The 24790-nt window shown below is 62.2% G+C and carries 24 protein-coding genes; 11 read left to right on the top strand and 13 right to left on the bottom strand.

All coding sequences use genetic code 11. The features are described from left to right. Positions 1-11: 11 nt before the first annotated feature. Genes LB559_RS07725 through LB559_RS07710 form a run of 4 tightly spaced genes read right to left on the bottom strand, consistent with a single transcriptional unit; the run spans position 12 to position 4128 of the window. Entirely contained in the window at positions 12-980 is a 969-nt protein-coding gene (locus LB559_RS07725) for a glycosyltransferase family 2 protein (RefSeq protein ID WP_224673699.1), read from the bottom strand. Continuing rightward, on the bottom strand, positions 970-1920 hold the full coding sequence (locus LB559_RS07720) for a glycosyltransferase (RefSeq protein ID WP_224673698.1): 951 nt from the start codon (positions 1918-1920) through the stop codon (positions 970-972). The genes LB559_RS07725 and LB559_RS07720 overlap by 11 nt, the downstream gene beginning before the upstream one ends. Further along, on the bottom strand, positions 1920-2915 hold the full coding sequence (locus LB559_RS07715; protein WP_127367192.1) for a glycosyltransferase family 2 protein: 996 nt from the start codon (positions 2913-2915) through the stop codon (positions 1920-1922). The genes LB559_RS07720 and LB559_RS07715 overlap by 1 nt, the downstream gene beginning before the upstream one ends. A gap of 40 nt (positions 2916-2955) precedes the next feature. Further along, complete coding sequence (locus LB559_RS07710; protein WP_127367193.1) at positions 2956-4128, bottom strand: glycosyltransferase; 1173 nt, start codon at positions 4126-4128, stop codon at positions 2956-2958. Positions 4129-4313: 185 nt separating this feature from the next. Here LB559_RS07710 and LB559_RS07705 point away from each other — a divergent pair, with 185 nt between their 5' ends. Next, positions 4314-5810 (top strand): lipopolysaccharide biosynthesis protein, encoded by a 1497-nt coding sequence (locus tag LB559_RS07705; protein WP_127370854.1) that lies wholly within the window; start codon positions 4314-4316, stop codon positions 5808-5810. 52 nt (positions 5811-5862) lie between these two features. Further along, entirely contained in the window at positions 5863-6885 is a 1023-nt protein-coding gene (locus LB559_RS07700; RefSeq protein WP_224673696.1) for a phosphoribosyltransferase family protein, read from the top strand. An 18-nt stretch (positions 6886-6903) separates the two neighbouring features. Here the strand turns inward: LB559_RS07700 and LB559_RS07695 are convergent, their stop codons facing one another. The 3 genes from LB559_RS07695 to LB559_RS33100 all read right to left on the bottom strand — a co-directional run bounded on the left by LB559_RS07695 (position 6904) and on the right by LB559_RS33100 (position 8781). Then, entirely contained in the window at positions 6904-7983 is a 1080-nt protein-coding gene (locus LB559_RS07695; protein ID WP_127367771.1) for a glycosyltransferase, read from the bottom strand. 74 nt (positions 7984-8057) lie between these two features. Continuing rightward, a complete protein-coding gene (locus LB559_RS07690) occupies positions 8058-8507 on the bottom strand; it encodes a hypothetical protein (protein ID WP_013528107.1) in 450 nt (149 codons plus the stop codon). A gap of 13 nt (positions 8508-8520) precedes the next feature. After that, on the bottom strand, positions 8521-8781 hold the full coding sequence (locus LB559_RS33100) for a GMC oxidoreductase (protein WP_224673694.1): 261 nt from the start codon (positions 8779-8781) through the stop codon (positions 8521-8523). On the opposite strand from LB559_RS33100, the gene LB559_RS07680 reads away from it, so the two are divergent. Next, positions 8780-9874, top strand: coding sequence for a hypothetical protein (locus tag LB559_RS07680; protein ID WP_224673693.1), 1095 nt, complete (start codon positions 8780-8782; stop codon positions 9872-9874). The two genes, LB559_RS33100 and LB559_RS07680, sit on opposite strands and share 2 nt — an antisense overlap. Here LB559_RS07680 and LB559_RS07675 read toward each other — a convergent pair. The 5 genes from LB559_RS07675 to LB559_RS07655 all read right to left on the bottom strand — a co-directional run bounded on the left by LB559_RS07675 (position 9847) and on the right by LB559_RS07655 (position 15179). After that, on the bottom strand, positions 9847-11178 hold the full coding sequence (locus LB559_RS07675) for a UDP-glucose dehydrogenase family protein (RefSeq protein WP_013528109.1): 1332 nt from the start codon (positions 11176-11178) through the stop codon (positions 9847-9849). The two genes, LB559_RS07680 and LB559_RS07675, sit on opposite strands and share 28 nt — an antisense overlap. A 67-nt stretch (positions 11179-11245) precedes the next feature. Beyond that, the gene (locus tag LB559_RS07670) at positions 11246-12100 is read right to left on the bottom strand and encodes a family 16 glycosylhydrolase (protein WP_024501832.1); all 855 of its coding nucleotides are present in this window, start codon (positions 12098-12100) and stop codon (positions 11246-11248) included. A 154-nt stretch (positions 12101-12254) separates the two neighbouring features. Beyond that, positions 12255-12650: a hypothetical protein gene (locus LB559_RS07665; protein ID WP_013528111.1), complete on the bottom strand. Its 396-nt coding sequence runs from the start codon at positions 12648-12650 to the stop codon at positions 12255-12257. Between the two features lie 290 nt (positions 12651-12940). After that, positions 12941-13963 carry a glycosyltransferase family 2 protein gene (locus LB559_RS07660; protein ID WP_013528112.1) on the bottom strand — a complete coding sequence of 341 codons (1023 nt, stop codon included), beginning with the start codon at positions 13961-13963 and terminating at the stop codon, positions 12941-12943. 91 nt (positions 13964-14054) lie between these two features. Next, positions 14055-15179: a nucleotidyltransferase family protein gene (locus tag LB559_RS07655; protein ID WP_013528113.1), complete on the bottom strand. Its 1125-nt coding sequence runs from the start codon at positions 15177-15179 to the stop codon at positions 14055-14057. Positions 15180-15693: 514 nt separating this feature from the next. On the opposite strand from LB559_RS07655, the gene LB559_RS07650 reads away from it, so the two are divergent. The 6 genes from LB559_RS07650 to LB559_RS07625 all read left to right on the top strand — a co-directional run bounded on the left by LB559_RS07650 (position 15694) and on the right by LB559_RS07625 (position 21615). After that, on the top strand, positions 15694-15846 hold the full coding sequence (locus LB559_RS07650; RefSeq protein ID WP_010913078.1) for a lasso peptide: 153 nt from the start codon (positions 15694-15696) through the stop codon (positions 15844-15846). Positions 15847-15983: 137 nt separating this feature from the next. Further along, positions 15984-16298, top strand: a complete 315-nt coding sequence (locus LB559_RS07645) for a PqqD family protein (protein WP_013528114.1) — start codon at positions 15984-15986, stop codon at positions 16296-16298. A gap of 184 nt (positions 16299-16482) precedes the next feature. Continuing rightward, positions 16483-16860: a lasso peptide biosynthesis B2 protein gene (locus tag LB559_RS07640; protein WP_224673692.1), complete on the top strand. Its 378-nt coding sequence runs from the start codon at positions 16483-16485 to the stop codon at positions 16858-16860. Further along, the gene (locus tag LB559_RS07635) at positions 16857-18779 is read left to right on the top strand and encodes a lasso peptide isopeptide bond-forming cyclase (protein WP_224673690.1); all 1923 of its coding nucleotides are present in this window, start codon (positions 16857-16859) and stop codon (positions 18777-18779) included. The genes LB559_RS07640 and LB559_RS07635 overlap by 4 nt, the downstream gene beginning before the upstream one ends. After that, the gene (locus LB559_RS07630) at positions 18776-19762 is read left to right on the top strand and encodes a serine kinase (protein ID WP_224673689.1); all 987 of its coding nucleotides are present in this window, start codon (positions 18776-18778) and stop codon (positions 19760-19762) included. The genes LB559_RS07635 and LB559_RS07630 overlap by 4 nt, the downstream gene beginning before the upstream one ends. Before the next feature lie 8 nt (positions 19763-19770). Further along, positions 19771-21615, top strand: coding sequence for an ABC transporter ATP-binding protein (locus tag LB559_RS07625; RefSeq protein WP_224673688.1), 1845 nt, complete (start codon positions 19771-19773; stop codon positions 21613-21615). A 108-nt stretch (positions 21616-21723) separates the two neighbouring features. Here the strand turns inward: LB559_RS07625 and LB559_RS07620 are convergent, their stop codons facing one another. Next, complete coding sequence (locus tag LB559_RS07620) at positions 21724-21999, bottom strand: exopolysaccharide production repressor exox (protein ID WP_224673687.1); 276 nt, start codon at positions 21997-21999, stop codon at positions 21724-21726. A 601-nt stretch (positions 22000-22600) separates the two neighbouring features. Here LB559_RS07620 and LB559_RS07615 point away from each other — a divergent pair. Next, the gene (locus LB559_RS07615; protein ID WP_013528120.1) at positions 22601-23278 is read left to right on the top strand and encodes a sugar transferase; all 678 of its coding nucleotides are present in this window, start codon (positions 22601-22603) and stop codon (positions 23276-23278) included. A gap of 100 nt (positions 23279-23378) precedes the next feature. Beyond that, a complete protein-coding gene (locus LB559_RS07610) occupies positions 23379-24644 on the top strand; it encodes a polysaccharide biosynthesis/export family protein (RefSeq protein WP_164753485.1) in 1266 nt (421 codons plus the stop codon). Positions 24645-24790: the final 146 nt, after the last annotated feature.

Raw genomic sequence — 24790 nt, 5'->3', positions numbered from 1 at the left:
TGCCTGCATCTTCACCTCCCCGCCCCGACGGCAAATTGTGCCGCCATTCTTCGCAACCGCACGGCGATCGGCATGCCCATATGCCTGACCGCCGCCGGGTCGCTGAGCGCAGTCCGGATCGCCTTGAGCGGGGACCGCGCCTTGATGTGCTGTACCAGTGACAGAAACGATGCCGCCTTGCGCAGGCTGCGGCCACGCCGCGCGAACGCGGCCTGCGCGGCCTCATCCATCCGATGGGTTTGAGCGAACACGGCATCCGCCCTGCGCATGGCTTCGACGTGGTGAAGCTCGAGCACGCGCGAAATGGAGGCGCTGCGAATATGGTAGGCATAGCCGATATCGGGCTCGACGACGCATTTTCCGCCCTTGGCCAGGGCGGCGGCAAAGAGGATGTAGTCTTCGCCGATCCTCAGCTTCTCGTCATAGCGAAGCCGGTTTTCGTTCAGGAACTCGCGCTGGAAGATCGGCTTGAGGTAGCCGAGGTTGAACTTGGATTCGAAGACGACGTTGCCGGCGATGTAGGTGGCCAGCGAAATCTCGCGCAAGCCTTCCAGATATTGCCGCGGAAACATCGCGTCCTCGATAACGCCGTCCTCGCGAACGACCTGCAGATTGTCGACGGCGATCTGGGCATCCGCGCTTTCGGCACGCGCGATCATCTTGGCGAGCCGGCCGGGAAAGACCGCGTCGTCGGAATCGAGAACCGCGATCCATCTGCCGCGGGCGGCATCGAGGCCGGCATTCCTGGCGCCGCCCGGGCCGCGATTGCTTGGCAGGGCGATGACACGGACGATATTCCCGGGATAGGCCCGCGCAACATCGAGCGTCGCATCGCGCGACTTGTCGTCGACGACGATGATTTCGACGCTGACACCCTTCTGGGCGATGGCGCTGGCGATCGCCCGATCAAGGGTCGTCTCGGCATTGTAGGCGGCAATAACGAAGGAAACATCGGGGATAGATCTGACGTCAGGCTGCACGCTTGCCTCCCTCCTGTGGCGAAGGCTGGCCATAGAGGCGGATTTCGCGGATGCCGACGAGGCCGCTGACGACACCAACATGCATAATGCCGCGCAGCACGCTGCGGTTCCTGCGTACCGGACTGACGACGACCGGAAGTGCCGAGGCGAAGCAATAGATGGCCTTTGCCGAGGCCAGGCCGACCTGCTTGGCCAGGCCGATTCCGCTGGCGCTGCTGCCCAGGAGATGGCCATGCGTCTGGCCGACGCGGAAGCGGCGGCGGCCAAGCCAATCGAATGCCGCCCTGGAGCGCGGCACCACCTCGTCGACCCACGCCTCGGGCGAGAAGGCGATGCGGCCGCCTGCCTTGTGCATCTGGTCGAAGAATTCGGTGTCCTCGCCGCCGGTCTGGCCACGCGCCAGGCTGAAGCGGCGGCCGCGCAGGCTGTCCGAGCCCATCCGCAGCAGAACGTTGCAGGTGTAGCCGGTCTGGATCTCGCCGCGCACCCAGACGGGCAAGGTCGAATGGAAATCGCCGCGCCGCATCCAGTCCGGCGCGTCCGGGCGATAGCGCGCCCTGACCGGGCCGAGCACGGCGGCGGCACCGCTTTGCTGCGCCATCGCGACCAGTTCGGCAAGCCATGGCGTCGTGGCCGTCTCGTCGTCGTCGATGAAGGCGACGAAATCCGCGGTGCTCGCATCGAGGCAGGCGTTGCGGGCGATCGAGATGTTGCGCGCCGGGGCGTGCTGATAGTGGATCGGCACCGTCAATTCCCGCGACAGCGCCGCCACCAGGTCACGGGCCGATGGGGTGTCGTCATTGTCGGCGACGACGATGCGGACATCGAATCCCGCCGGCATCTCCATGGCGTCGAGCGAGCGCAGCGTGTCGGCCAGTTCCGGCCGGCGGAACGTGCAGACGCCGATGTCGATGCTGCGGTCCTTTGCCGACACCGCCATCAGGCCACTCCTCGTCGCGAGCCGAGGCCGAGAAGCTGCAGCCAGAAGCCGACCGACCAGCCAAGATGCATGACCATGGCCGAGACACCGGCCAGCGCAACGTCGGCCTTGCGCTGGCGGATAGCCGTCACCAGCCCGTAGCCCAGGCAAACCGACGCCCACAGCAGCAGCGGCATCGCCGCCAGCCAGTGCACGAAGGAGAAGGCCGCCAGCAGCACCACCGGGAACACCAGCAGCGGCACCATCTGCCTCACCTTCGGGATGACGCGATGCTTCAGTACATTCTTGGCACGCCCGCGACCGTAGCCGAGATACTGGAAATAGAGGCCTGAGAGCGAGGCACGCGGGTAGTAGACCATCTGCGTCTTGCCGCTCATCCAGATCTTGTAGCCGGCCTTGCGCAGGCGATAATCGAGCTCGGCGTCCTCGTTGTGGCTGAACGTTTCGTCATAGCCGCCGACGGCGCCGAACGCCGATATCCGCATCAGTGCATGATGGCCGTGATCGATCCACTGTCCCTGCGAAAGATGCCTGTGCTTCGAGCCGCCGGTGCCGAGCTTGGAGTTCTGCGCCGCGGCCGCCGCCTTCTGCACGGCACCGCTGCCGCTGGTGAGCATCGAAACGACAACCGAATCCGCTGATGTAGCCAGGGCTTCCTCGACCAGCCAGTCGCAATAATCGTCGGGATAACCGCCATGCGCATCGATGCGGATGAGATAGTCGGCACCATCGCCGAAAGTACCGACGGCGAGATTGATCGCCGCGCTCTGGATACGCCGCTTGTTGTGGAGCAGGATAACCCGCGGGTCCCTGGCAATGACGTCGTTTACGATGGAAAGCGTGCCGTCGGTGCTGCCGCCGTCGGCGACGATGATCCGGGCGCCAAGCCGGGCGGCCGCGGGCCGCAATTGATCGAGCAGCGCACCGATATGGGCGGCTTCGTTCAGGCATGGGATGACGATCAGGCTGGATGAGGGTTTTTCCGTCTGCGTCATCAACCTCTGTCCATCTTGCCTTTGTCCATCCCCTGCCATCCTATGCCAATGCCTCGGCGGCAAACGAACCGGGCACGGCCGTCAGGCTGCGCAGCCGCTCGACAAGCGCACGGCAATCGCTGCGATCGTAGCTCCAGGTCCTCGGGTTGCGCGCCAGAACACGCCCCTTCAGCCTGGCGAAGCGATGCTCCTCCATCTTGCCTAGCGCGGCTTCGAGCGCTTCGGGCGACGCTTGCGGCAACAGCACGCCGATATCCTGCTGCTTGAGGAACCGCCCGGTCTCGGTATTGCCCATCGAGATCGGCACCGCGCCGAAACGGCAACCCTCATAGAGCCGGTTGGGCAGAAGCCATTCGGAGTTCTGCCCCGCTTCGAAGAAATCGATCGCCCAGGAAAAATGGACATCGTTGTAGATCGCCGCCATGTCTTCCGGATTGCGGTAGGGCCCGAGAAACGACAGCCATGGCTCGGCCTCGACAAAGCCGTGAAAGTCAGGGAATTCCGACAAAGCCGGACGGCCGCGCAGCACGATCTCGAAGCGGCCCTCCGTGCGGCGGGAGAAATCAGCCAGCAGCTCGAGCGAGCGGCGGCAGCGCAGCGCGCCGAACCAGCCGATCCGCCATGGCGGGCCGACCGGGCTCTCTTCAGCCTCCGGAGCGCCGGGCACAATCGTCGCGGCCTCGAAATATTTGTTTTCGACCAGCTCGATGGGTGCCGCGACCTGGCCGAACGGCTTGAAGTAATTGGCGATGAAAGCAGGCGAACTGGTCACCAGCAGCTTCACATCCCTGGCCAGAAATCGTTCGGTGGCACGCAGCGCCTTGCCCAGGACATCGTTGCGCAGCACAAGCCGATGAATGTCGAGGCACTCGTATACGATCGGAACCGATGCACCGAAGGCTGACCTGGCGCGGCGGGCAAGCGCCAGCATTTCCAGGTTGCGCGCGACGATGACATCCGGCTTTGGCATTCCGCCCAGCTTCGAGCCTATCGAAACGGCTGCTTTGGCTACGGCCGCGAGGCGTTGGCCGAATCGCCCGTCACGCGTCCCGCCGAGGTCGATCGGGCGCAGTCCCTCGATATCCGCAATCGGATTCGCGGTGCGACGGAAGCCGGCCAAGGTGACCTGGGCCCCACCTGCCCTGAGCATCGTGATCCGCCGGCGCACCGCCGGGTCGGAAACGTCGTGCACTAGGTACAAGACATGCAGCATAAAAACTCGACCGCTGTTGGCCCACCCAAGGGAATGCTAGTACAGCTCTTGCTGCATCGCAACATTTTTGCTGCACCAATCCACGTTTTCTGTTGCACTGCAAAATTATTGCCGTAGTTTGTGGTCGGCGGCGGTCGTGGATTTTCGGGCTCGAAAATCCACGTAAAAAATCAGGAATCCTGAATTTGGAAGCCAATGCATTCGATCCGCCAGAAGGCTCCTTGCGCAAATCGGTTGGGCGCGGCGCGGTTGTCACGGCCATGGCGCAATCGGTGCGGGTCGCGACACAGATTCTGTCGGTTGTCGTGCTGTCGCGGTTGTTGTCGCCACAGGATTTCGGTGTCGTGGCGATGTGCGCGCCGGTGCTTGCCTTTATCGCACTGTTCCAGGATTTCGGCCTGACCCAGGCAACGATCCAGAAATCAGGCATCCGGCATGAGGAGGTGAACTACCTCTTCTGGATCAATGTCGCCGTCAGCGCGATCCTGGCTTGCGTGCTTGCGGGTGCGGCGCCGCTGGTTGCTGCCTTCTACGGCGAGCCGCGCGTGACAGGTCTGGTGGCTGCGTTCGGGCTGCAGATCATGGCCTATGGGCTTGGCGCCCAGCATCTGGCGCTCTTGACGCGCCGTATGCAGTTCGGCCGGCTGGCCGTCATCGACGTCGCCAGCGCCATCGCCGGGCTTGCCGTGTCGATCGCCTGGACCTTCATCGATCGCTCCTATTGGGCCCTGTTTGCCGGCACGCTGACCGGTGCCGTGCTGCCGACGCTCTGCTACTGGGCGAGTTCGCGCTGGCGTCCGGGCCTGCCGCGCAAGGTCGCCGGCATCGGCGAGCTGATCAATTTCGGCGCCGGCATCACCGGCTTCAACTTCGCCAATTTCTTTGCCCGCAACCTCGACAACGTGCTGATCGGCAAATATTGGGGCGAGGCGCAGCTCGGCCTCTATGACCGCGCCTACAAGCTGCTTCTGTTTCCGCTGAGCCAGATCACCAATCCCTTGTCGAAGGTGATGGTTCCAGCACTTTCCAGGCTGAAGGACGAGCCGGATCGCTACCGCAGCGCCTATCTGCGCGTGATGCCGCTGATCCTGCTGGTGGCGCTTCCCGGTGTCGCCTTCGCCACCGCGATGTCGGATGTGCTGATCCCCTTCGTGCTCGGCGAGCAATGGCGCGCAAGCGCCTCGATTTTCCTGGCGCTCGGCTTTGCCGGGCTGCTGCAGCCGCTCAACAATCCGGCGGGGTGGCTTTTCGTCAGCCAGGGCCGCTCCGGCGATTTCATGCGCTGGGGCATCATAACGGCCGTGACGTCGGTGCTGGCTTTCATGCTCGGCCTGCCCTATGGCGCGCTGGGCGTGGCGATCGCCTATGCGATCAGCGAATATCTGCGGACGCCTTTCCTATGGCTCTATGTCGGCAAGAGCGGACCGCTGCAGGCGCATCATGTGCTGCGCGCGGCAACGCCGTTCGTGCTTGGCGCCCATCTGGCGCTGGCCGCGATCTGGTTCGTCAAGCCACTGCTGCCGCAGCAGCATGTCGTCGCCCTGGCCAGCAGCGCCGTGTTCGCCTACCTCATCACAATCATCATCGCACTGGCATTCGCCTCCGGCCGCGAAGCCTTGCGCGAGGCACTCAGGATGCTGCCGGCAAGGCTGCCTGCGGCAGCGCCGCGCGAAGCGCAATAATTTGGGCGTCTTCGACTGCTACGGACATCTCCTCCAGGACCAGGTCTGAACCATGCACTACCGATCGATCTCCGATATGAACGACGCCATCGTCAGGGGCCTGCACCGGCTGCCGCGCGACATCGACCTGGTCGTCGGTGTGCCGAGAAGCGGCGTTTTGGCAGCGACGCTGGTCAGCCTTGCCGCGAACATCCCGATGACCGATCTCGACAGCTTCCTGGCTGGGCGAATCTACACATCAGGCGTCACCAAGCGCCGGGCCGCTCTCGACCGCAAGGTTTCCGAGATGCGCAAGGTGCTGGTGATCGACGACAGCGTCGCCGGCGGCAATGCCATGCGCGACGCACGCGCCCGCATCCAGGCTGCGGGCATCGAGGCGGACTTCACCTTTGCCGCCGTGTTCGGCCTTGAGCCCCTGCACCAGGAAACCGACCTCGTCTTCGAGGTCGTGCCGCATCCGCGCATGTTCCAGTGGAACTTCATGCATCACAAATTCCTGGCGCAATGCTGCGTCGACATTGACGGCGTGCTGTGCCTCGACCCGACAGAGGCGGAAAACGACGACGGCCCGGCCTATGAGAAATTCCTCAGCGAAGCGCGGCCGCTCCATGTCGCGACCCACAGGATCGGCTGGCTGGTCACCAGCCGGCTGGAGAAATACCGCGCGCTCACCGAGGCATGGCTCGCCAAGCATGAGATCAAATACGACCAGCTGATCATGCTCGATCTGCCGAGCAAGGCGGAACGGCAACGACTCGGCGCGCATGGCAGTTTCAAGGCCGATTTCTACCGCAAGTCCGATGCCATCCTGTTCATCGAGAGCGAGCACGAACAGGCGCTGAAGATCACCGAACTGTCAGGCAAGCCGGTGCTGTGCGTCGAAACGCATATGGTCAGCTTCCCCGACGCGCTGTCGCTGTCGGCACTTGGCCAGGCGGCCCGCAACCTGCCGGCAAGGCTGCGGCAGATCAAGTCGCAAGAGGGCCGCAAGAGCGCCGCCAAGACCATTGCCCGCGCACTGCTTGGCGCCCGCGGCTACGAGACGCTGAAAAGCCGGGTCAAGCGTCCGGCCTGACCTGCTCAGGCGGCGTCGTCAGGCCGCCTGTCGCGCGCGCTGCTGCATGACCCTGTCCAGTATCGAGAAGAAGGTGATGAACTGGCGATCGGGATCGAGTTCCGGGCGCCCGGCGAAGCTGCGAGCGAGACCGGAAAGCCGGTCATATTCCTGGTTGTCGTTCCACAGCCGCCTGACGGCCGCGACCCAATCGGCCAGCGGAGCATCGTAATCCAGCACCACGCCACCGGAGCCGACAGCCTCGGGCAGACCGCCGCGCCGCGAACCGATAACGGGGATTCCGCTGCAATGGGCCTCCGAAGCGACACGGCCCCACGCCTCTTCCCACTTGCTGGGAGCAAGCAGGATCTTCGTGCGACCATAGACCGTCTTCATGTCGCTGGTGCGGCTCTCCAGGACGACATTGCCCAAGGGAGCGATCGTCTGTTCGATCCGCGCCCGGTGATCGTCGTCGAGCTTCCAGCTTTCGACGAACAGGAATGGAATTTCGCGGCAGGCGCCGGCAATCCGCACCGCGAGCTCAAATCCCTTTTCCTCATAGGGGTTGATCAGCGTGACGAACTGGCCCGTCGTCGGCGTCGAGTAATGCGCCGGGTTGATGGTTGGCGGGATCACTGCTGCCTCGATGCCGAATTCTTTTTTGTAGGTTCGCGCGGTGAAATCCGAATTGGCAATGTAAAGCGCCGAATGCAATTCGCGCAGATCGCCGCCCAGTTCATGGAACTCGACATTGCGGAGATAAACGACCAGAGGCACGCCCTCCGCCTGCAGCGCCTTGCCGATCGGAACCGATTTGTGACACTGGACCACGGCGACATCGGGCTTCAGCCTGTCGACGGCATAACCCGCCGCTTCCCAGGGAAACCAGGCCCGCACCACCGGATAGCCGGGATAGCTGTCGACAACCGCCGGCTGCCGCAACAGCTTCATCTTGGCGCGCGCCTTGAAGCCGAAGACACCGTCACCGAACAGGGCGGCGAGCACAGCGGCTTCATGACCGTGCTCGATCAGCTGTTCGGCCAGATGATGCGTGCTCGACTGAACGCCGCCACTGAACTCGGGCGGGTAGCCGTTGCCGCCTGCAAAGAGAACTTTCATGATCGGGCTCCTTGTCGCATCTCGTATTCCTTGCTCGGAGACAACAGGCAAAGGCCGCCGCCTCGCTTTCGACGTCAGGCAAGTTTCGGCGGCTCCAGATTGGCGAAGGGATTGGTACAGGATTGCCAGCCGGTAAACCGGATCGGGTCGTTGGGCGAACTGCGCCAGGCGTAGTCCGTCAGCATATGGAATTCGGCGACGACCCAGCGGTCGAAATGCAGCAGATCTTCCCGCTTCCGCCGGGGCAGCAAGCGACGCGCGGCGCCCAGTTTGAGCTCCTCCACCAGGGTGACGGCGTCACTCAGTTTTTCGCTTGGGAAATTCCATGGATTCCTGTCGCGGAACGCCAGCACGAACTGCTGCAGATGCTCGATGCGGATGTTCAACTTGCCAAGATATTTTTCCAGCGTGACGCGCACCAGATCCTCGTCCGAGAAGGAGGAAACGGTGGCGTAGGCGACCCCCGTCGAAACCACTCCGCCAGCCAAGACGGCCAGGGCCGAGCGTCTGGAAATCTCGATCATGCGATACCTCCTTTCACGCGATCCGGCTCGCCGCCCGCAAGGACAGCGCTGCCGCGGTCAGGCTCGGGTTGGCGCAGGAGCAGCTCGGATAGGTGCTGGTGCCGACGACGACCAGGTTTCTGAGCTGATGGTGGATCATGCCGCTGTCGACCACAGAATCGGCCGGGCCGGTGCCCATCCTCAGCGTGCCCTGGACGTGCGATTCGGTCGGCCGAATGCCGCGGTCGAAGAGCTTTTCGACCGGCAGCGGCGAAATAGACCAGAGCCGCCGCATGCTCCGATCGGTGAGGACCATCATAGAGGCCGAAATTCAGGCCTGTTGTGATGGTGCTGCCGTCGAAATTGTCGACACCGTCGAGATAGACCTCGAAATTCCAGCCGTAGGATTCATGCAGGCCGCTGCCGACAAATTCGCCGCCCAGGCCGGATCGCAGCATGATCGCCGCACTCTGGATGGCATTGGCGCCGAGAATGAAGAGATCGCCGCTGACCTGGTATTCCTTGCCGTCATGGCTGAACGTGACCGAACGGACAGCACCGCCGACGTGATCGAGCCGGCGCACTTCCGCACCGAGGCAGACCGAGATGTCGGGATGCTCGAAGACGTGCATCAACCCGTTGTTGACGGTGAATTTGGCGTCGACCGGGCACAGCCAGCAACGCAGATTGGCACAGCACGAGCTGCGCTGCGCGGTCGGCACGCGAGCCCGCGCGGTTGGCATGACGAAGTGCTGGTCGGGCTGCGCCGCCTTCATCATCCTGTCCGGTGTCGACATGCGATGCGGCGGTTGCGGAAACGGCTTCGAGCGGGGCAGCATCGCCGCCATGTCGGGGTCGCCGGAGATCGACATGATGTCTTCCGCGTCGCAGTAGAACGGCTCGACGTCGTCATAACTGATCGGCCAGTCATTGCCGATGCCGTAGGTGCTTTTCAGCCGGAAATCATTGGGATGAAATCTTGGCGTCTGCGCGAACCAGCAGTTCGTCCCGCCACCCAGTCCGATCGTGTAGTTCCACGGCTTGTCGGAATTGGTCTTGTAGGTCGTCTCGTCTTCGATGTCGGTGTTGACGTTCTGTTCGAGCTGCCATTCATGGGTGTTGTGGCGTCCCCACTCCAGCACCAGAATGCGCGCCTTTCGGCGCCTGGCGAACTCATGCAGGAAGAAGGCCGAACCGAAGCCGGAACCGATCGCGACGAGATCGAAATGATCCTTGGTGATTTGCTCCGGCTTTACGTCCAGCACCATCAGCTACAACTCCACACAGAAATACGCGCTCAACCCCAGCGTCCGCAGGCCGTGTGCGGACCGGTCTTGCATCCGTCTGCCAGGGCCCGGTCTCATGCCGCCATTCTGCCGATCGAGTGATATTCGATGCCATGGCGGGCGATGACCTTGGGGTCATAGAGGTTGCGGCCGTCGAAGATGACCGGCGTGGTCAGCGCGTCCTTCACCGCGTCGAAGGACGGCGCGCGAAAGCTCTTCCATTCTGTGGCGATCAGCAACGCATCGGCGCCGCGCAGCGCCGCCTCCTTGGTGCCGCACAGAAGCAGGTCGTCGCGCAGCCCGTAGATGGCCTGGCATTCCTGCATCGCCTCGGGATCATAGGCCTGCACATTGGCGCCGGCCTTCCAGAGCGCCTCCATCAGGACGCGCGCCGGCGCCTCACGCATGTCGTCGGTGTTGGGCTTGAAGGCCAGACCCCAGAGCGCAAAGGTCCTGCCTTTGAGGTTGCCCTTGAAATAGCGGTCCACCTTGTCGAAGAGAACCGATTTCTGTGCGTTGTTGCGCTCCTCAACGGCGCGCAGCAGCTTGGCGTCGAACTTGACGCCTTCGGCGGTCTTGATCAGCGCCCGCACATCCTTCGGGAAGCACGAGCCGCCATAGCCGAGGCCCGGATAGATGAAATGGTAGCCGATGCGCGGATCGCTGCCGATGCCCTTGCGGACCTCCTCGATGTCGGCGCCGAGTTGTTCGGCCAGATTGGCCATCTCGTTCATGAAGCTGATCTTGGTCGCCAGCATGCAGTTGGCGGCATATTTGGTGAATTCTGCGCTGCGCACGTCCATCACGATCATCTTCTCGTGATTGCGATTGAACGGCGCGTAGAGTTCGCGCATCACAGCTTCGGTGTCCTCGCTGTCGGTGCCGACGATGATGCGGTCCGGCTTCATGCAGTCGGCGACCGCGGACCCTTCCTTGAGGAATTCCGGATTTGAAGCGACATCGAAAGCCAGGTCCTCGCGGCCTCTTTTCTTCAGCGTGTCGGCGATCCTGGCCTTCACCTTTTCGCAGGTGCCGACCGGCACCGTCGACTTGCCGACGACGATCTTGGGTTTGTCCATTTCGCGGCCGATGGTCTCGGCGACTGCCAGCACATATTTGAGGTCGGCCGAGCCGTCCTCGCCCGGCGGCGTGCCGACCGCGATCATCTGGATCTCGCCGTGCCTGACAGCGGCGGCGGCATCCGTTGTGAACTTGATGCGGCCGGCGGCATGGTTCTCCTTAACGAGGTTTTCCAAACCGGGTTCGAAAATGGGAACCAGGCCCTGGTTGAGCCGCTCGACCTTGGCGGCGTCGATGTCGACGCACACCACCTGGTGCCCGACTTCGGCAAGCACCGCCGCCTGCACGAGGCCGACATAGCCAATTCCAAACACCGTCAAATTCATTCGGTTTCATTCCCATGCAAGGCAGCGGACCGTTTTCGGCCCCGCCGGTTCAAATCGACTTTCCCAACTACTTTACACTGCATGCCAGCGATTCCGGAAATTGACAGGGTTCGCCGAGCGCCGTGAAGGCGACCCGCTCGACCTGCAGGGAAAGCTTGCGGCCCGGATCCGCGAACGCTCCCATCCAGCCCTTCATCGTATCGCTACCCCAAAAGCTGAAGAATATCTTCTGTGCATGGCTGGGCAGCTTCGCCGGGTCGGTAATCGTGTTCACCAGTTGGCCGTTGACGTACCATCGCAAGCTGTCCTTCTGCCAGACGAAGGCGTAGTCGTTGAAGGCCTTCTCCGTGCCGCCCGGTACGTCGACCAGTTTCTCGTTCTTGCCCTTGCCCGCGATATAGGCGTTGACCTGCACCTTGGAGGTGTCCTTGGTCAGGACCTCGAAGTCGATCTCGTCCCAGGGCTGCTTGTCGCTTGGACCGATATAGGTGAAGAACGCGGCGTTGAGGCCGGAGCCGGTATCGGTCTTCAGCCGTGCCTCATAGGTGCCATAGCCGAAGCGCTGCTTGGTCTGGATCTCGCCGCAGACGTAGTCGCGATCCTTCAGCGTCTGCTTTTCGAAGCCGAGCGACAGCACACCATTCGACAGTTCGACCATATTTTTCGACCAGGTGCAATTCTGATGGCTGCCGTTGTTCCAGCCGTCGGAAACATACCAGCGCGTGCGGTCGAAGCTTTTGAAATCATCGACAAAGGACGGCGATGTCGGAATGTCCTGGGCATGGGAAGGGGTTGCCAGGAAACCGCCAAGAGCAGCCAGCAGCAACGCACCGAGCGACCCCAGCCGCCGGGCGGCTTGTCCGGTCCGATATGCGAGAGGCGGTGCGTCAATTGCCGTCGTAGGTTTCGGATTCCAATTCATACCAAACTCACCTTTGCGCTGTGTGTCCCCAACCCAAAGTCGACGTTCGAACCGCTCCTGCACGGGCCAACCTTGACCTTCCTTGTGACCCTCTCGATTGCTTCTGCTTCCCGCCTTGCATCAAATCTGTTGCAACAGTTCCGAGCCTTCACGTTCAATCTCTGCCGGCGCCTGCCGGCCAGGCGAATTCCGCCGCGGCGGCCGAGGAGGCATCCTCGTCAAAGACCGTATCCAGCGAATGACGGAGCTCTTTCATCATGCCGTCCTGGCGCGACAGCGCCGCGATGCGGCGCTCGCAATTCAGGATCGACTGTGTCAGTGCGCTGACTTCCGAAGACCGCTTGTCGGAAGCAGAGCCGTTTTCCATCGCTTCGACCAGAAAGGCGGCGTTGGTCGACGTCGTCCGGTAGCGATTCTCAAGCCCGGTTCTCTCGGCCTCGATCTCGGCCGCAATCTGCTCGAACAGCTTTGCCAGACGATCGAGACGTGAAACATCGGCCTGACGGTCGCGGGCCGGATCCCTTGATCTGAAACCGAATATCGAGGCCATGAACTCAGGTTCCCGTCATCGCCGGCTTGTGGGCCGGGCTTCTGGCCGATCCCCGCAGCCGGGGCTCAAAAACTCGTGTTGCGTTGTCGTGCTCCTTTTGAGGGAGAGACATCAGACCAATCCGATCGGGGGCCAAGTTCGGCTGGTCGTCCACTATGCTGCACCGCAACATAGACTGCCATCGTCGGAGCCGCGAGGCAACCACCCAATTCGTAAACTCATAAATCCGGCCGAAATGGTTTGCGTGATGACATGCCGCGAGTGGACAAATCGCTGCATCGGGACCGCTCTCAGCGTTCCTTGCCCGTGCTGGTTCCGGCCATCAGAAAGCGCAGCGGCGGCACAGGCTTTTGGCTGGACACAAGGCCGACACGACGAAACAGCGCCTCGAGCTTGTCGGAAGCCACGCCCTGGACGATGGGGACGAGGTTGGACAGGCTGGCGAAGGCGTAAGCCGCAGCCGAGCCCAGCCCCCGCTCGGCCTTGACGTCAAGGAAATTACGCAGCCGATATTTGTCGCGCACGTGCCGTTCATGCCGCCGCAGCACCGCCTTCGAGCCTTCCGGCAGGCTGTCGATCGCCAGCAGCGCCAGATCCGCATCGGCCAGACGCTTCAGGTCCTGGGTCTTGTGGCGGCCGCTCAGGGAATCGGCGCGGACGATGGCGCCGTAGCCGCAGGAGCGAATGACCTTGAACCGCGCCCCGCATGCGACCGCGCGGGCGTAGAGTTCATAGTCCTCGCCCAGCCGCAGGCTCTCGTCGTAGCTCAACCCATGGCGGTCGAGGAAGGCACGGCTGATCACCGGCTTCAAAAAGCCCAGTTCGCCCCTCTGCACGCGGCGCCTGGAGATGTTGCCTTCGACGAAACGCTCGAAATCGAGGAATTCCGGATCGGCGGCAAATTGCGGCGCGACGATTTTCGTCGCGTCGCCTGTCGCATCATCCCTGATCAGCATGATGTTGTCGGCGGCGAAATCCCAATCGGCGCCGGCAAACAAGTTGCGAAACCGGCCTTCGAGGAAGAAATCGTCGGCATCGAGAATGCTGATGAACGGCGATTTCGAGCCGGCGATGGCTGCGTTGCGGGCAAAGGAGGGGCCGCGATTGACATCGAGGCGCATCACGGAGAGCCGCCCGCTGCCATCATCGGCGGATCGTGCGACACCGGCGGTGTCGTCGGTGGAGGCATCGTCGACGACCACGACCTCCGCCACTTCCGGTTCGCGCAATGCGGATGCGATGGCGACGGCGATTGTCGCTGCGGCGTTTTTTGCCGCGATGATCACGCAGACCTCGGATTTCGTCATCGACATGGATTTGCCTCTCGTACAGGTAATATCGATTTGCCCTCGCCCCGTACTCGTTCGATGCACTACAGAATTGCCATCAGCATCCAACTTACCTTCAGCGACTCGCCGGCCGCTCGAAGATGCGGCGGCTGATATCGGCGGACGCCGCCCAGCCTGCTTCGGCCAGATAGCGGACCGGAGCGCGGCCGCACAGTTCCCAAAGCACCGTTCGCCGCTGCGGCCACCGCAGCGACGGCAGCCACGGCGCGATGACCATGCTGAGCAGATCCTCATTGCCGATGCGCGGCAGGATCCTGGTCGCGCGCTGCGACAGCAGCGTGCCGGCACCGCCGAGTAGCACGTCGGCGGCGCGCAGGCCAAGCAGCAGCGTGTCGTCCAGACCTTGCGCGGTAGCGGCATCGAGCAAACGCTGCTGATCCGCCTCGTCGAGGCGGCCGGCGCTGGCGCCGATATCACAGACGTATCCGGCGCAGGGTTCCCGGTTGAAAAGTGCCTTGGCGACGCTGATGCAGGACAAAAGCAATGTATCGGCCACCGAGGTGAACGGCACCGTCGCACCGGCGATTTCGACCTGTCGCTTGCGCCGCAGGAACCCGTCCGCGTCGCGCGGGCTTGGCGAGCCGGGCTGCTGGAGGCGGTAGTGGAGATCGACGGTGGACGACCTCGGCCCGTCGTCCCGGGTCATGTGCTGTTCGCCGAGGAAGCGGACCCACCAGACGGAGCTCGACTTGCCTGATACCTCATAGCCGATCTTGCGAAGCGCATCACGCGCCCTGAAAAATCCGAGCGGCGAAACCAGGATGTCGACATCGCCCGAGGGCTTCATAAAATGGTCGTCGTAGAGAAGTTGCTGCTGGAACGGACCCTTCAGAAAAACGAAATCGATCTCGCTGGCGCGCAGCACGTCCTGGATCGCCATCGAATCCATGATGCAGGACGCGTTCATCGAAACCGTTTTCCTGCGGTAGGTGTCGAGCCATTGGAAAAGCTTAGTTGGCCTCTGAAGCGCGGGTGCGCGCGAAAGCGCCTTGAGGACAAAGACGGCGACCTTGTTCAGCCTGGCAATCTCGGCAATTTTTTCACCGTCAAGATGGCGCATCGAAACGTCGCCCGCGCCCGGGCCGGCGAAAAACAATCGCAGGCAAGCCTGCACATAGGCCACCTCGCCGGCACAGCCGGCGGCGCGCAATCGTTCGTATGAGCCATCCGGCAAGGCCATTTAGCGCACAGTCTCCCAAGAAAGCGTTTCGCGCCGACACTTATGCTGCAAGTGCGAAGCAAGCATCACCAAAAACCTCGATGCCGTAAAGCCTTTCCTTCTGCGGTGCGAATTTTTGCCACCAAAGCGTCTATCGAGGTGGCATCGGAAAGCAATGAAAACCGCGGTTGAAATGTCCCTTGCCACGTCGGCTTAGGCAATCTCCGGACGATTTCTCAAATGGAAATTCTTTTCATTAGAGAGGCCTAAACATAGGCACAACGCAAACGGCTTATGCAAGCAAAATCAAATGCTTAAAGAATCAGCACAGGCGCGATCGTCGTGCACAAGGAATCGGCTAAAAAATGACAAGTTTTAGGCATGCCGCTCATGTGACGACGCCAGCAACCGTAATTGATTAACAGAAAGTAAAACAGTCTTGACTCATAAATGCTGCCGTGCAGCTATTGCATTGCAGCATAAAAGTGCTGACGGCACTCGACAGGCCGTTTCCAGTCCTAAATCGGAGAGTAAAATGGAACAGAATGTTGAAAAGCATGAATATGAAACGCCAAGCCTGACGGTCCATGGTTCGATTGAGACCATCACCCAGGGCGGCGGCGGCAGCACGGCGATCGACGCATCGTTCCCCGCGCATACGCCGATTGGCGACCTGACGTTCTCCTGAGACTTACAGCCGATTCCAGAGTGACATGTTGGGACTCTGGATTCAAAAGCAGACGTAAGAGGGGTCGGGGGGCCAGCCTCCCGATTTCTCCTGCGCCACCTGGAGATGTCGCAGCGTTTTGTCAGCGAGGTTTGGGGATGAACGGGGAGCTATCCGACCGTGATCTGGGCGACCACGATAGCGTGTGCGCGACCAAGGATGCCGTGGCTTGCGAGTTCGGAGATGGCTTGGCGCTGCTCAATCTCAAATCCAATGTCTACTACAGCCTGAATGGCGTCGGCGCCTTCATCTGGGATTTGATCCAGGAACCCCGGTCGATCGGCGATATCCGCAGCGCCGTGCTTGCGCGCTACAATGTCGACCCGGCGCGCTGCCAGGCCGATGTCGACGCATTGCTGAAGGGCCTGGCCGATAATGGGCTTGCGAGACGGCATCATGAGGCACTTGTCTAAGCCGGTCCAGCACAAGTCCCTGGTTTCACGGGCCCTGGTTTCACGGGCCCTGGTTTCGCGGGCCTTGTCTTCGCGGGCCACGGCTTTACGGCAGGAACCGGCGAGAGAAACAAACGTCAAGCAGACGAAGCGCGGGGGAAGCCGGCGCGGGCTGGTCAGGATTTTCTCCCTGAGTGGCTCGGAAATGATCTTCCTTGGCTATTGCCTGCTGGTGGTGGCGACAGTTCGGCTGGGGCTGACGCTGTTGTTCTACAATCGTGTACGCAGCCTGGTGACGCGCCTCGACGCGCGGCAGTGCGCCTCAATGGGCGAACTGCGGCGTGTCGCCTGGGGCGTTGCCGCCGCGGCCCGTTTCGTCCCTTACGCCACGTGCCTGACCCAGGCGCTCTCCGGCCAGTATATTCTCGCCCGCCAAGGCAATGAATCGACGATACGCATCGGCATCGAACGTGGCACAGGCGAGCAGTTGAAAGCACATGCCTGGCTGGTCAGCGACAACCATATCGTGCTTGGCGGATCGATCGACGGCTTCGCCCATCTCGTCGACCACGGCAGCCGATGAGCGGCGTCGCCGGAATCCTGTTGCGCGGAGCAAACGCACCGGCGGTCGCGGCGGCCGACATTCAGCAAATGCTGGCGCGCATGCGCCATCGTGGTCCTGACGGCAGTTCTTGGTGGCTGGACACCAGCATCGCCCTTGGCCACGCCTGGCTCAACACATCGGATGAAGTCGGTCCGGGCCCTTTGACGATGGCTGGGGGCCGGCTCGCCATCACCGCCGATTGCCGGCTGGACAACCGTGACGAGTTGCTGGCCAGGCTCGGTATCCGCGACCAGTCGGTAGCCGACGCGATCGTGCTGATGCGGGCCTACCTGCGCTGGGGCGAAGCCTGCCCGGAGCATCTGCAAGGCGATTTCGCCTTCGCCATCTGGGATGACGAGCGGCAATCGCTGTTTTGCGCGCGCGATCATTTTGGCGTCAAGCCGTTCTACTACCACGCGGCGGACCGGCGCTTTGCCTTTGCGTCGGAGATCGGTCCGATCCTGGGCGTCGAGGGTATCCGCGCACGTGTCAGCGAGCGCCAGATCTCCGGCTTCCTGGCCGGGCTTCCCGACGACCCGCAGTCGACCCCCTACAGCGATATATTCAGCCTGCCGGCCCGGCACAGCCTAACCGTCACCGCGCAACAAGTGATGCTGCGCCGATACTGGCAGATCGAGCCGTCGGCGCGGCCCTTGCGGTCGGATGCATCGGAGGAATTCGCCCATCTGTTCTCGCAATCGGTGCGCAACCGCATGCGAGGGACCTCGGCAGTCGGAGCAATGCTGAGCGGCGGCCTCGATTCCTCGTCTATCGCCTGTGTCGCCGGCCTGCAGAATGCCGCCGCGCGCAAGCCTCGGCTGCCAACGTTCTCGCTGATTTTCGAGAAGGGCTCGCCGATGGACGAGCGGCCCTTCATCGATGCCGTTCTCGACCAGCAGAAGGTCGACGCGACGCTGATCCCGGTCGGCAACTATGCCCCATTCGCCGAATTCGAGCGCGTGCTGGAAGAACAGGAAGGAACGTTCCTGGCGCCGGGCCTGACGCTCACCCGCGGCATCTACCGGACTGCCGGCGCCAAGGGCATCAAGGTGCTGCTGGACGGCCACGGCGGCGACGAGGTCGTTTCACAAGGCCACGGCCACCTGCACGAGCTTGCGAATGGCGGCCGATGGATGGATCTGTGGCGCGAGGTCCGCAGCGCCTCCAACACCTATGGCGACAGCACGCTTGGCCTTTATCTCCAGTTCCTGACCCTCTACGGGCCGGCCTGGCGCATCGCCAGGGTGAGGCATATGGCCAACCGTGCCCTGAACAAGATTCGCAAGCCCGCGCAAGTGTCGCGCGCACGAAGCTGGCGCGACCTGATCAATCCGGACCTGGCCAAGCGCACCGAGCTTGTCGACCGGTTTCACCGGGCCGGCTACATGCCGCCTGGCGTCCAGGCCAGCGATGCCTTGAGCCATCGCTGGATCCTGTCGAACGGCTATGTCCCGCATGCTTTCGAGGTTCTCGACAAAGCCGCCGCCAATTTCGGGGTCGAGCCGCGCTACCCCTTCTGGGACAAGCCGCTGGTCGAGTTCTGCCTGGCGCTGCCGGGCGAGGAGAAGCTGAGCCACGGTTTTGGCCGCTATGTGCTGCGCCGCGCCATGCAAGGCGTATTGCCGGAGGCGGTGCAGTGGCGGCGCGACAAGATCGACTTCACTGCCAATCTCGTCAATGGCATGCTGCGCAACCATCGCGACCTCCTGGAACAGCTGCTGGTCTCGGATGCGAACCGCATCGCGCCTTACGTCAATCTGCCGCAAGTGAGTGCTGCCTATGCGCGGCTGCTGCGCCAGCCCGATCAGGCAGCCCCCCTGGATGTCCAGTATGTCTGGCGCTCGGCCTCGCTGTCGCTCTGGCTGCGGCAGCTCCAGCATGGCGGGAGCCCCGCATGATGCCGCGCAACGAGCCGCTCGCTCTATGCAATGATGATGCCTTTTCGCATGGCCGGGCCAAGCGAGAACGCCGCTTCTACCGGGCCTACGGCCTGACCATCGCGTCGGAGGTGACGTTGCCCGAACTGCAGCCGGCGGCGCCGGGGGCGGCGGATGTCGTGATTGCCATCGGCGCGATCGACCTGCCAAAGCCCTCGCCCGAAGCCGCGACCGACTTTCGCTTCGAGCCGGACCGGCAATATCTGGCGTGGCATGCCGTGGGCGCGTTCCTGATCACCGATTCCAGCCGTATCGACATCGAACCGGCATCCGGCGTCGACGACGCGCTGCTCGCGTTTCCGCTGCTTGGTCCGGTCATGGCGCTGCTCTTGCACCGGCGCGGCCTGCTTGTCCTGCATGCCAGTGCCATCGCCGCCGCCGGCACGAGCGCCATCTTCATGGGTGACAAGGGAGCCGGCAAGTCGACGACCGCAAGTGCGATGATCCGGGCCGGGCATCGACTGCTTACCGATGACGTGGTGGCGCTGGACCTCGCCAATCCGAGTGAGCCAATGACCGTTCCGGGCTTTCCGCAGATCAAGCTGGCGGCCGACGCCGCGGCGGCGATCTCGCTTGGGGAAGCGGAAGTGCGGCCGCAAGTGCATCCGGCGATCGACAAGATGCAGCATCGCCTGAACGGTGGCTTTTCGGGCGACGAGGTGCCGGCGACCAGGATCTATATCCTCGAGCGCGGCGAAAGGGCTGACATCACGCCCTTGCCCGCCATTGCCGCCCTGCCGGCCATCATCAAATTCTCCTATGTGACGCGCTTCGGCCGCGCGGCCCTGCCCGGCGACTTCGCGACGGCGCATCTTCGGCAATGTTCATGGATTGCCAACCATATCGGCGTGTACCGGCTGGAAGTCCCGACGGGCCTGGACAGGATCGGCGAAGCCGTGGAACTGATCGAAAAGGATCTGTCGGCTGGCAGCCGGCCGTTGTGAGCGCAACCATGTCGAAGCCCCCAATCCTTCGCCTGTCGCTGTTTCGAGAAATTGCCGCCTTCGGCGCCACCATTGCCCGGATCGGCGGCCGGCGAACGTGGACGGCGCTGTTCTTCCTCATCCTCGGTAGCCTGACCGAGGGCATTTCGATCCTGCTGCTCGTCCCGCTGCTGCATCTGGTCGGACGTGCCGACCAGGATTTCGCTGTTCGGCTGCCCAATGATGATTTCGTGCGCTGGCTGGTGCCTGATGGCACGCTGCAACTGACGACCGTGCTTTGCGCGCTGGTCGGGCTTGTTGCGGCGCAGGCGGCGTTCAATCGCTTCAAGTCGGTCTACATGGCCAAATTGCTGTTCGATTTCATCAATCGCGTTCGCATGAACCTGTTCGAAAGCATCGGCAAGGCGCGCTGGGGCGTTTTTACACGCATGCGCAGTTCCGACCTCGATCATGCCCTGACCGGCGACATCGACCGCGTCCAGGGCGCGGCTTTCTCACTGCTGATGCTGGTGCAGATCGCCGTTCTTCTGGCCGGCTATCTCCTGGTTTCCGTGTTTATCTCGCCGGTCATGACGCTGTTTGCCGTGGTCATCGGCATCCTGATGTTCGTGGCGCTGCGGCCCTTCCGGGCACGGGCCACTGCCTTCGGCCGTGTGCTGACCGCCAATCGCCAGGACCAGTACCGGACAGTCTCGGAATTTCTCGGCGGCATCAAGGTGGCCAAGAGCCTGAACGTCGAGGACAGCTATTTCGCGCAGCTGCGGTCGACGCTTGAGAGGATGAAGGCCGACAACATCGACTATGTGCGCAACAGCACCATCGGCACTGCTGTATTCCAGGTGGCGAGCGTCGTGGGCCTGAGCCTGTTCATCTATGTGGCTTTGGTCCGCTTCAACCTGTCGCTGGCCGAGATCATCGTCCTGCTCCTGGTCTTCATGCGTATCGCGCCGCGCTTCATGGACATGCAGACGCAGGCCCAGCAAGTGCTGATCAACCTGCCCGCCTTTACGGCAATGCGCAGCCTGCAGGCACGTTTCGACGCCGAACGCGAACCCGGCCATACCGAGTTCGCAGACGCCGGGACACTCTCCCTCAATACGGGATTGAATATTCGCGGCGTGTCCTTCGCCTACGGAGATACTGTCGACAAGGCGGTGGTGAGCGGCATCACCTTCGGCCTGCCGGCCGGCAAGGTTACCGCCCTGATCGGCCCGTCCGGATCGGGCAAGAGCACGATCGCCGACATGTTGCTTGGCCTGCTGGAGCCCACCACCGGCAAGATGCTTGTCGATGGCGTCGAGATCGATGCCAGCAATCGCCGTCGCTGGCGCGACCAGGTGGCCTACGTGCCGCAGGACGTGTTCCTCCTGCACGACACGATCGCGGCTAACCTGCGCCTCGCCGCGCCCCGGGCCAGCGATGGCGATCTGTGGGCAGCGCTGCGTCAGGCGCACGCCGGCGAGTTTGTCGAACGGCTCGACCTCAGGCTCGATACGGTGGTCGGCGATCGCGGCGTGCGGCTCTCGGGCGGCGAACGCCAGCGCATCGCGCTCGCGCGCGCGCTGCTGCGCAAGCCGTCGCTGCTCATCCTCGACGAGGCGACCAGCGCGCTCGACTGGCAGAACCAGTCGCTGATCGCCAGGTCAATCGATGGATTACGCGGTACGATGACGATCCTGACCATCGCGCACCGGCCGTCGATGATCGCCTTCGCCGACTGGGTGGTGGCGATGGAAAACGGCCGTATCGTCGAGGTCGGCCAATATCAGCGGCTGAAGGAAAAAACCGGCAGCCGGTTGTCGAGGATGCTGTTGGGGGAACAGTCGGAGAGCGAACCCGCTGATGTGGCGTGAGCCGGCGGCCAGGACGCGTCGCGCCGAGACGGATTCACGCGGCGCTTTGGTCCCTTTGTCTCGAAGCATGTCGTTGCCGCCAAACCGGCCACGTTTGAGCAGTCTGCATCAATGCAGGCCGCGCCTGGCACCGCCCAGCTTCTCGCTTTCGGCGACCTCGGGTGCGTTCAGTTTGCGCTCGGCGTCACGAGCTATGTCGGCAGGCGTCGGCGCGCTCCTGGCGATCATGGTGTAGATGAGCACGAAATAGCCGGCCTGAATGGTCACGGCGCAGATGATGACACGCACCAATATCGTGCCTATCGGCGCACCGCCCAGCCAGGACCAGCCGACGACGATCGCCAGAGCGAAAATCATCCCGAGGATGAATTTTGGAAGTGCCATACCCAACAGCCCATAAACCGGCTCGGGTATTATCGCGATTGCCCCACCCGAGCGCCGTCCCTTGTCATGTGGGCTTGTTAAGGTCGCCCACTCTCGACCGGTTGCTTCCGGCCTTTTCCACCTGTCGTCACCGTGACAGGTATAATTTGCAATTCTATTAAGGCGAGCAATAGGCGGCAAGGGCAACTTCGGTTATTTTTGATCGAGCTTTTGCGATCGACTCTGCCATGTTGCAATGCACGCAACGGGAGCTAGGCCGATATCCTCTCGTCGATATTTTTCAGTAAAATTGCCAATATTAAGTAGTATTTTATATGGTTTTGACCAAGCATCAGGGTATGATAAAGCACTAGTTTGTACCTCGCCTTGGCAAATAGGTAGGTCCGCCTAAAAACCGCCCCACAAAGGCCTCTATTTTTTCGGCTGTGCCCATTTATTGTCACAAATGTGCTAAATATGCCGAAATTTGTGCATGGCAAGCTTATTATTTAGTCATTTCATGACGTGACTATTTCAACGGGGTGGTAAATTGTGTGTTGCGCTGCAACATTTTTTTGGTATCGTGTGGTGAACCATTCGTTCAACGCATGGAGTTTACGGCATGAGGGACGTTGCCAAGTCAGCCACCGCGAGCTTTTCGCAGGCTGACATCGATTTTCCGCCGCCGATCGGCGGCCTGCTCAAACGCAGCTTCGATATCACCGGTTCACTGATTGGCTTGATCGCCCTCAGCCCGCTATTTGTCATGATAGCGCTGCTCGTCAAGTTTTCCGACGGCGGCTCGATTTTCTACGGCCACAGGCGAATCGGGCGGGGCGGACGGATTTTTCCGTGCCTGAAGTTCCGCACCATGGTTCCGGACGGCGACAAGGTGCTGGCAGCCTATCTCGCCACCAACCCGGACGCCAACGCGGAATGGATCGCGACCCGCAAGCTGAAGAACGACCCGCGCGTCACCCGCGTTGGAGCAGTGCTGAGGAAACTCAGCCTCGATGAGTTGCCGCAGATCATCAACATCCTGCAGGGCGATATGAGCCTTGTCGGTCCGCGTCCGGTTGTGCGCGACGAGCTGGAGATCTATGGCACATCCGCCGTCTACTATCTGAAATCGCGTCCGGGCCTGACCGGCCTGTGGCAGGTCAGCGGCCGCAACGATGTGTCCTATGACAGCCGCGTCGCCTTCGACCGTCACTATGTCGAGAACTGGTCGCTGTTCGAGGACGTTCGCATCATCATCAAGACCGTCCCGGCCGTCTGGATGTCGCGCGGTTCTTACTGACCGGCCGGTGGCCAATGCCAGACATTGGCGTCGGCCATTCGACGCAAGCTCATCGGGCGATGGGGCTATAGCGGATCGGAACGTTGAGTTGAAAACAGATTTGTTCGAGACCTTTCGCAGCGGCCCGGATTCCGGCCGGCTGCGGCGGGCGCGTTTGCTGGCCACATGCCTTGCCATGGCCCTCGTCGTCCCGCACATCGCCGCCGCCGGCGACTATCGCCTCGGCTCGCAGGACAAGCTCACCATCCGCGTCGCCGAATGGCAGACCGTGGAAGGCACATTCCGTGACTGGTCGGCGGTGAATGGCGAGTACACGGTCGGTCCATCCGGCACGCTGTCGGTGCCGTTCGCCGGCGAACTGCCGGCCTCCGGCAAGACCACGTCCGAAATCGCAACGGCGATCGGCGAGGCTTTGCAGAAAAAACTCGCTTTGTCAGACAGACCGGAAGCCTCGGTCGAGATGGCGCAGTTCCGGCCATTCTACATTTCGGGCGAAGTCCAGAACCCCGGCCAGTTTCCTTATGTGCCCGACCTGACGGTGTTGAAGGCCATCAGCGTCGCCGGAGGCATCCGGCGAAACGCCGACTACGGCCCCCAGCTCGGCAAGGACCTGGTCACCGCCAAGGGCATGTTCGACATCTCCGACGACCAGCGCATCCGACTGATCGTCAGGCGCGCCCGCATCGATGCGGATATGGCCGGAAAGGCGAGTTTCGACGTGCCGAAGGAGGTCGAGGGCGATCCGAGACTGCCAGCCATCGTGGCGGACGAGATGACGATCCTGACAGCGGACCAAAAGGCGCTGAAGCTGAAGCTTGAAGCGCTCGACGATCTCAAAGGGGTTTTGGAATCCGAGATCGAATCGCTGCAGAAGAAGATCGTCAACCAGCAGCAGCAGGTCGACTTGGCGCAGCAGCAGCTCGCCAGCATCGGCCCGCTGGCGCAGAAAGGCCTGATCGCCAACGCCCGACTGCTGGATTCGCGCCAGTCGGTTGCCGACCTGCAGGGCAAGATCCTGGACTACGAAACCGCCATCCTCACCGCCAAGCAGGCGATCAGCAAGGCGAAGCAGGATGCTATCGATGCCCAGAACACCTTGAGTTCAAGTCTCGCCACTGACCGGCAGCAGACCGAAGCCGACCTGAACGAGGCCGCGTTGAAGGTGAACATGCAGAAAGGCCTGATAGCCCAGGCCAGCGATCCCGCGATGGCGGCCGCTATGACAAATGATCAGCAGCCGACCCTGCTCTATTCACTGGTGCGCAATGTCGACGGCAAGACCACCGAAATAGCCGCCAAGGAAGAAACCCCGGTGCTGCCCGGCGATGTGATCAAGATCAAGCTGGCGCCGCTGGCCAGCCAGTAGACCGACTTCCAACACGATCCAGTGTTTCGAGCCAGAGCCTCACCCGACAAACCGGGATGAGGCTCTGGCTCAGTTGTTTGAACCCCTGCGGAAACTATAATAGCCGTCTCGGGATCGAGGCTTCCCGTCCGAGCACATGCTTGCTC

It is taken from the genome of Mesorhizobium sp. BR1-1-3 (assembly GCF_020165455.1).
Taxonomy (GTDB): Bacteria; Pseudomonadota; Alphaproteobacteria; order Rhizobiales; family Rhizobiaceae; genus Mesorhizobium; species Mesorhizobium ciceri.
Note: the sequence above shows the minus strand (reverse complement) of the source record. Positions and strands in the feature narration are given on the sequence as shown.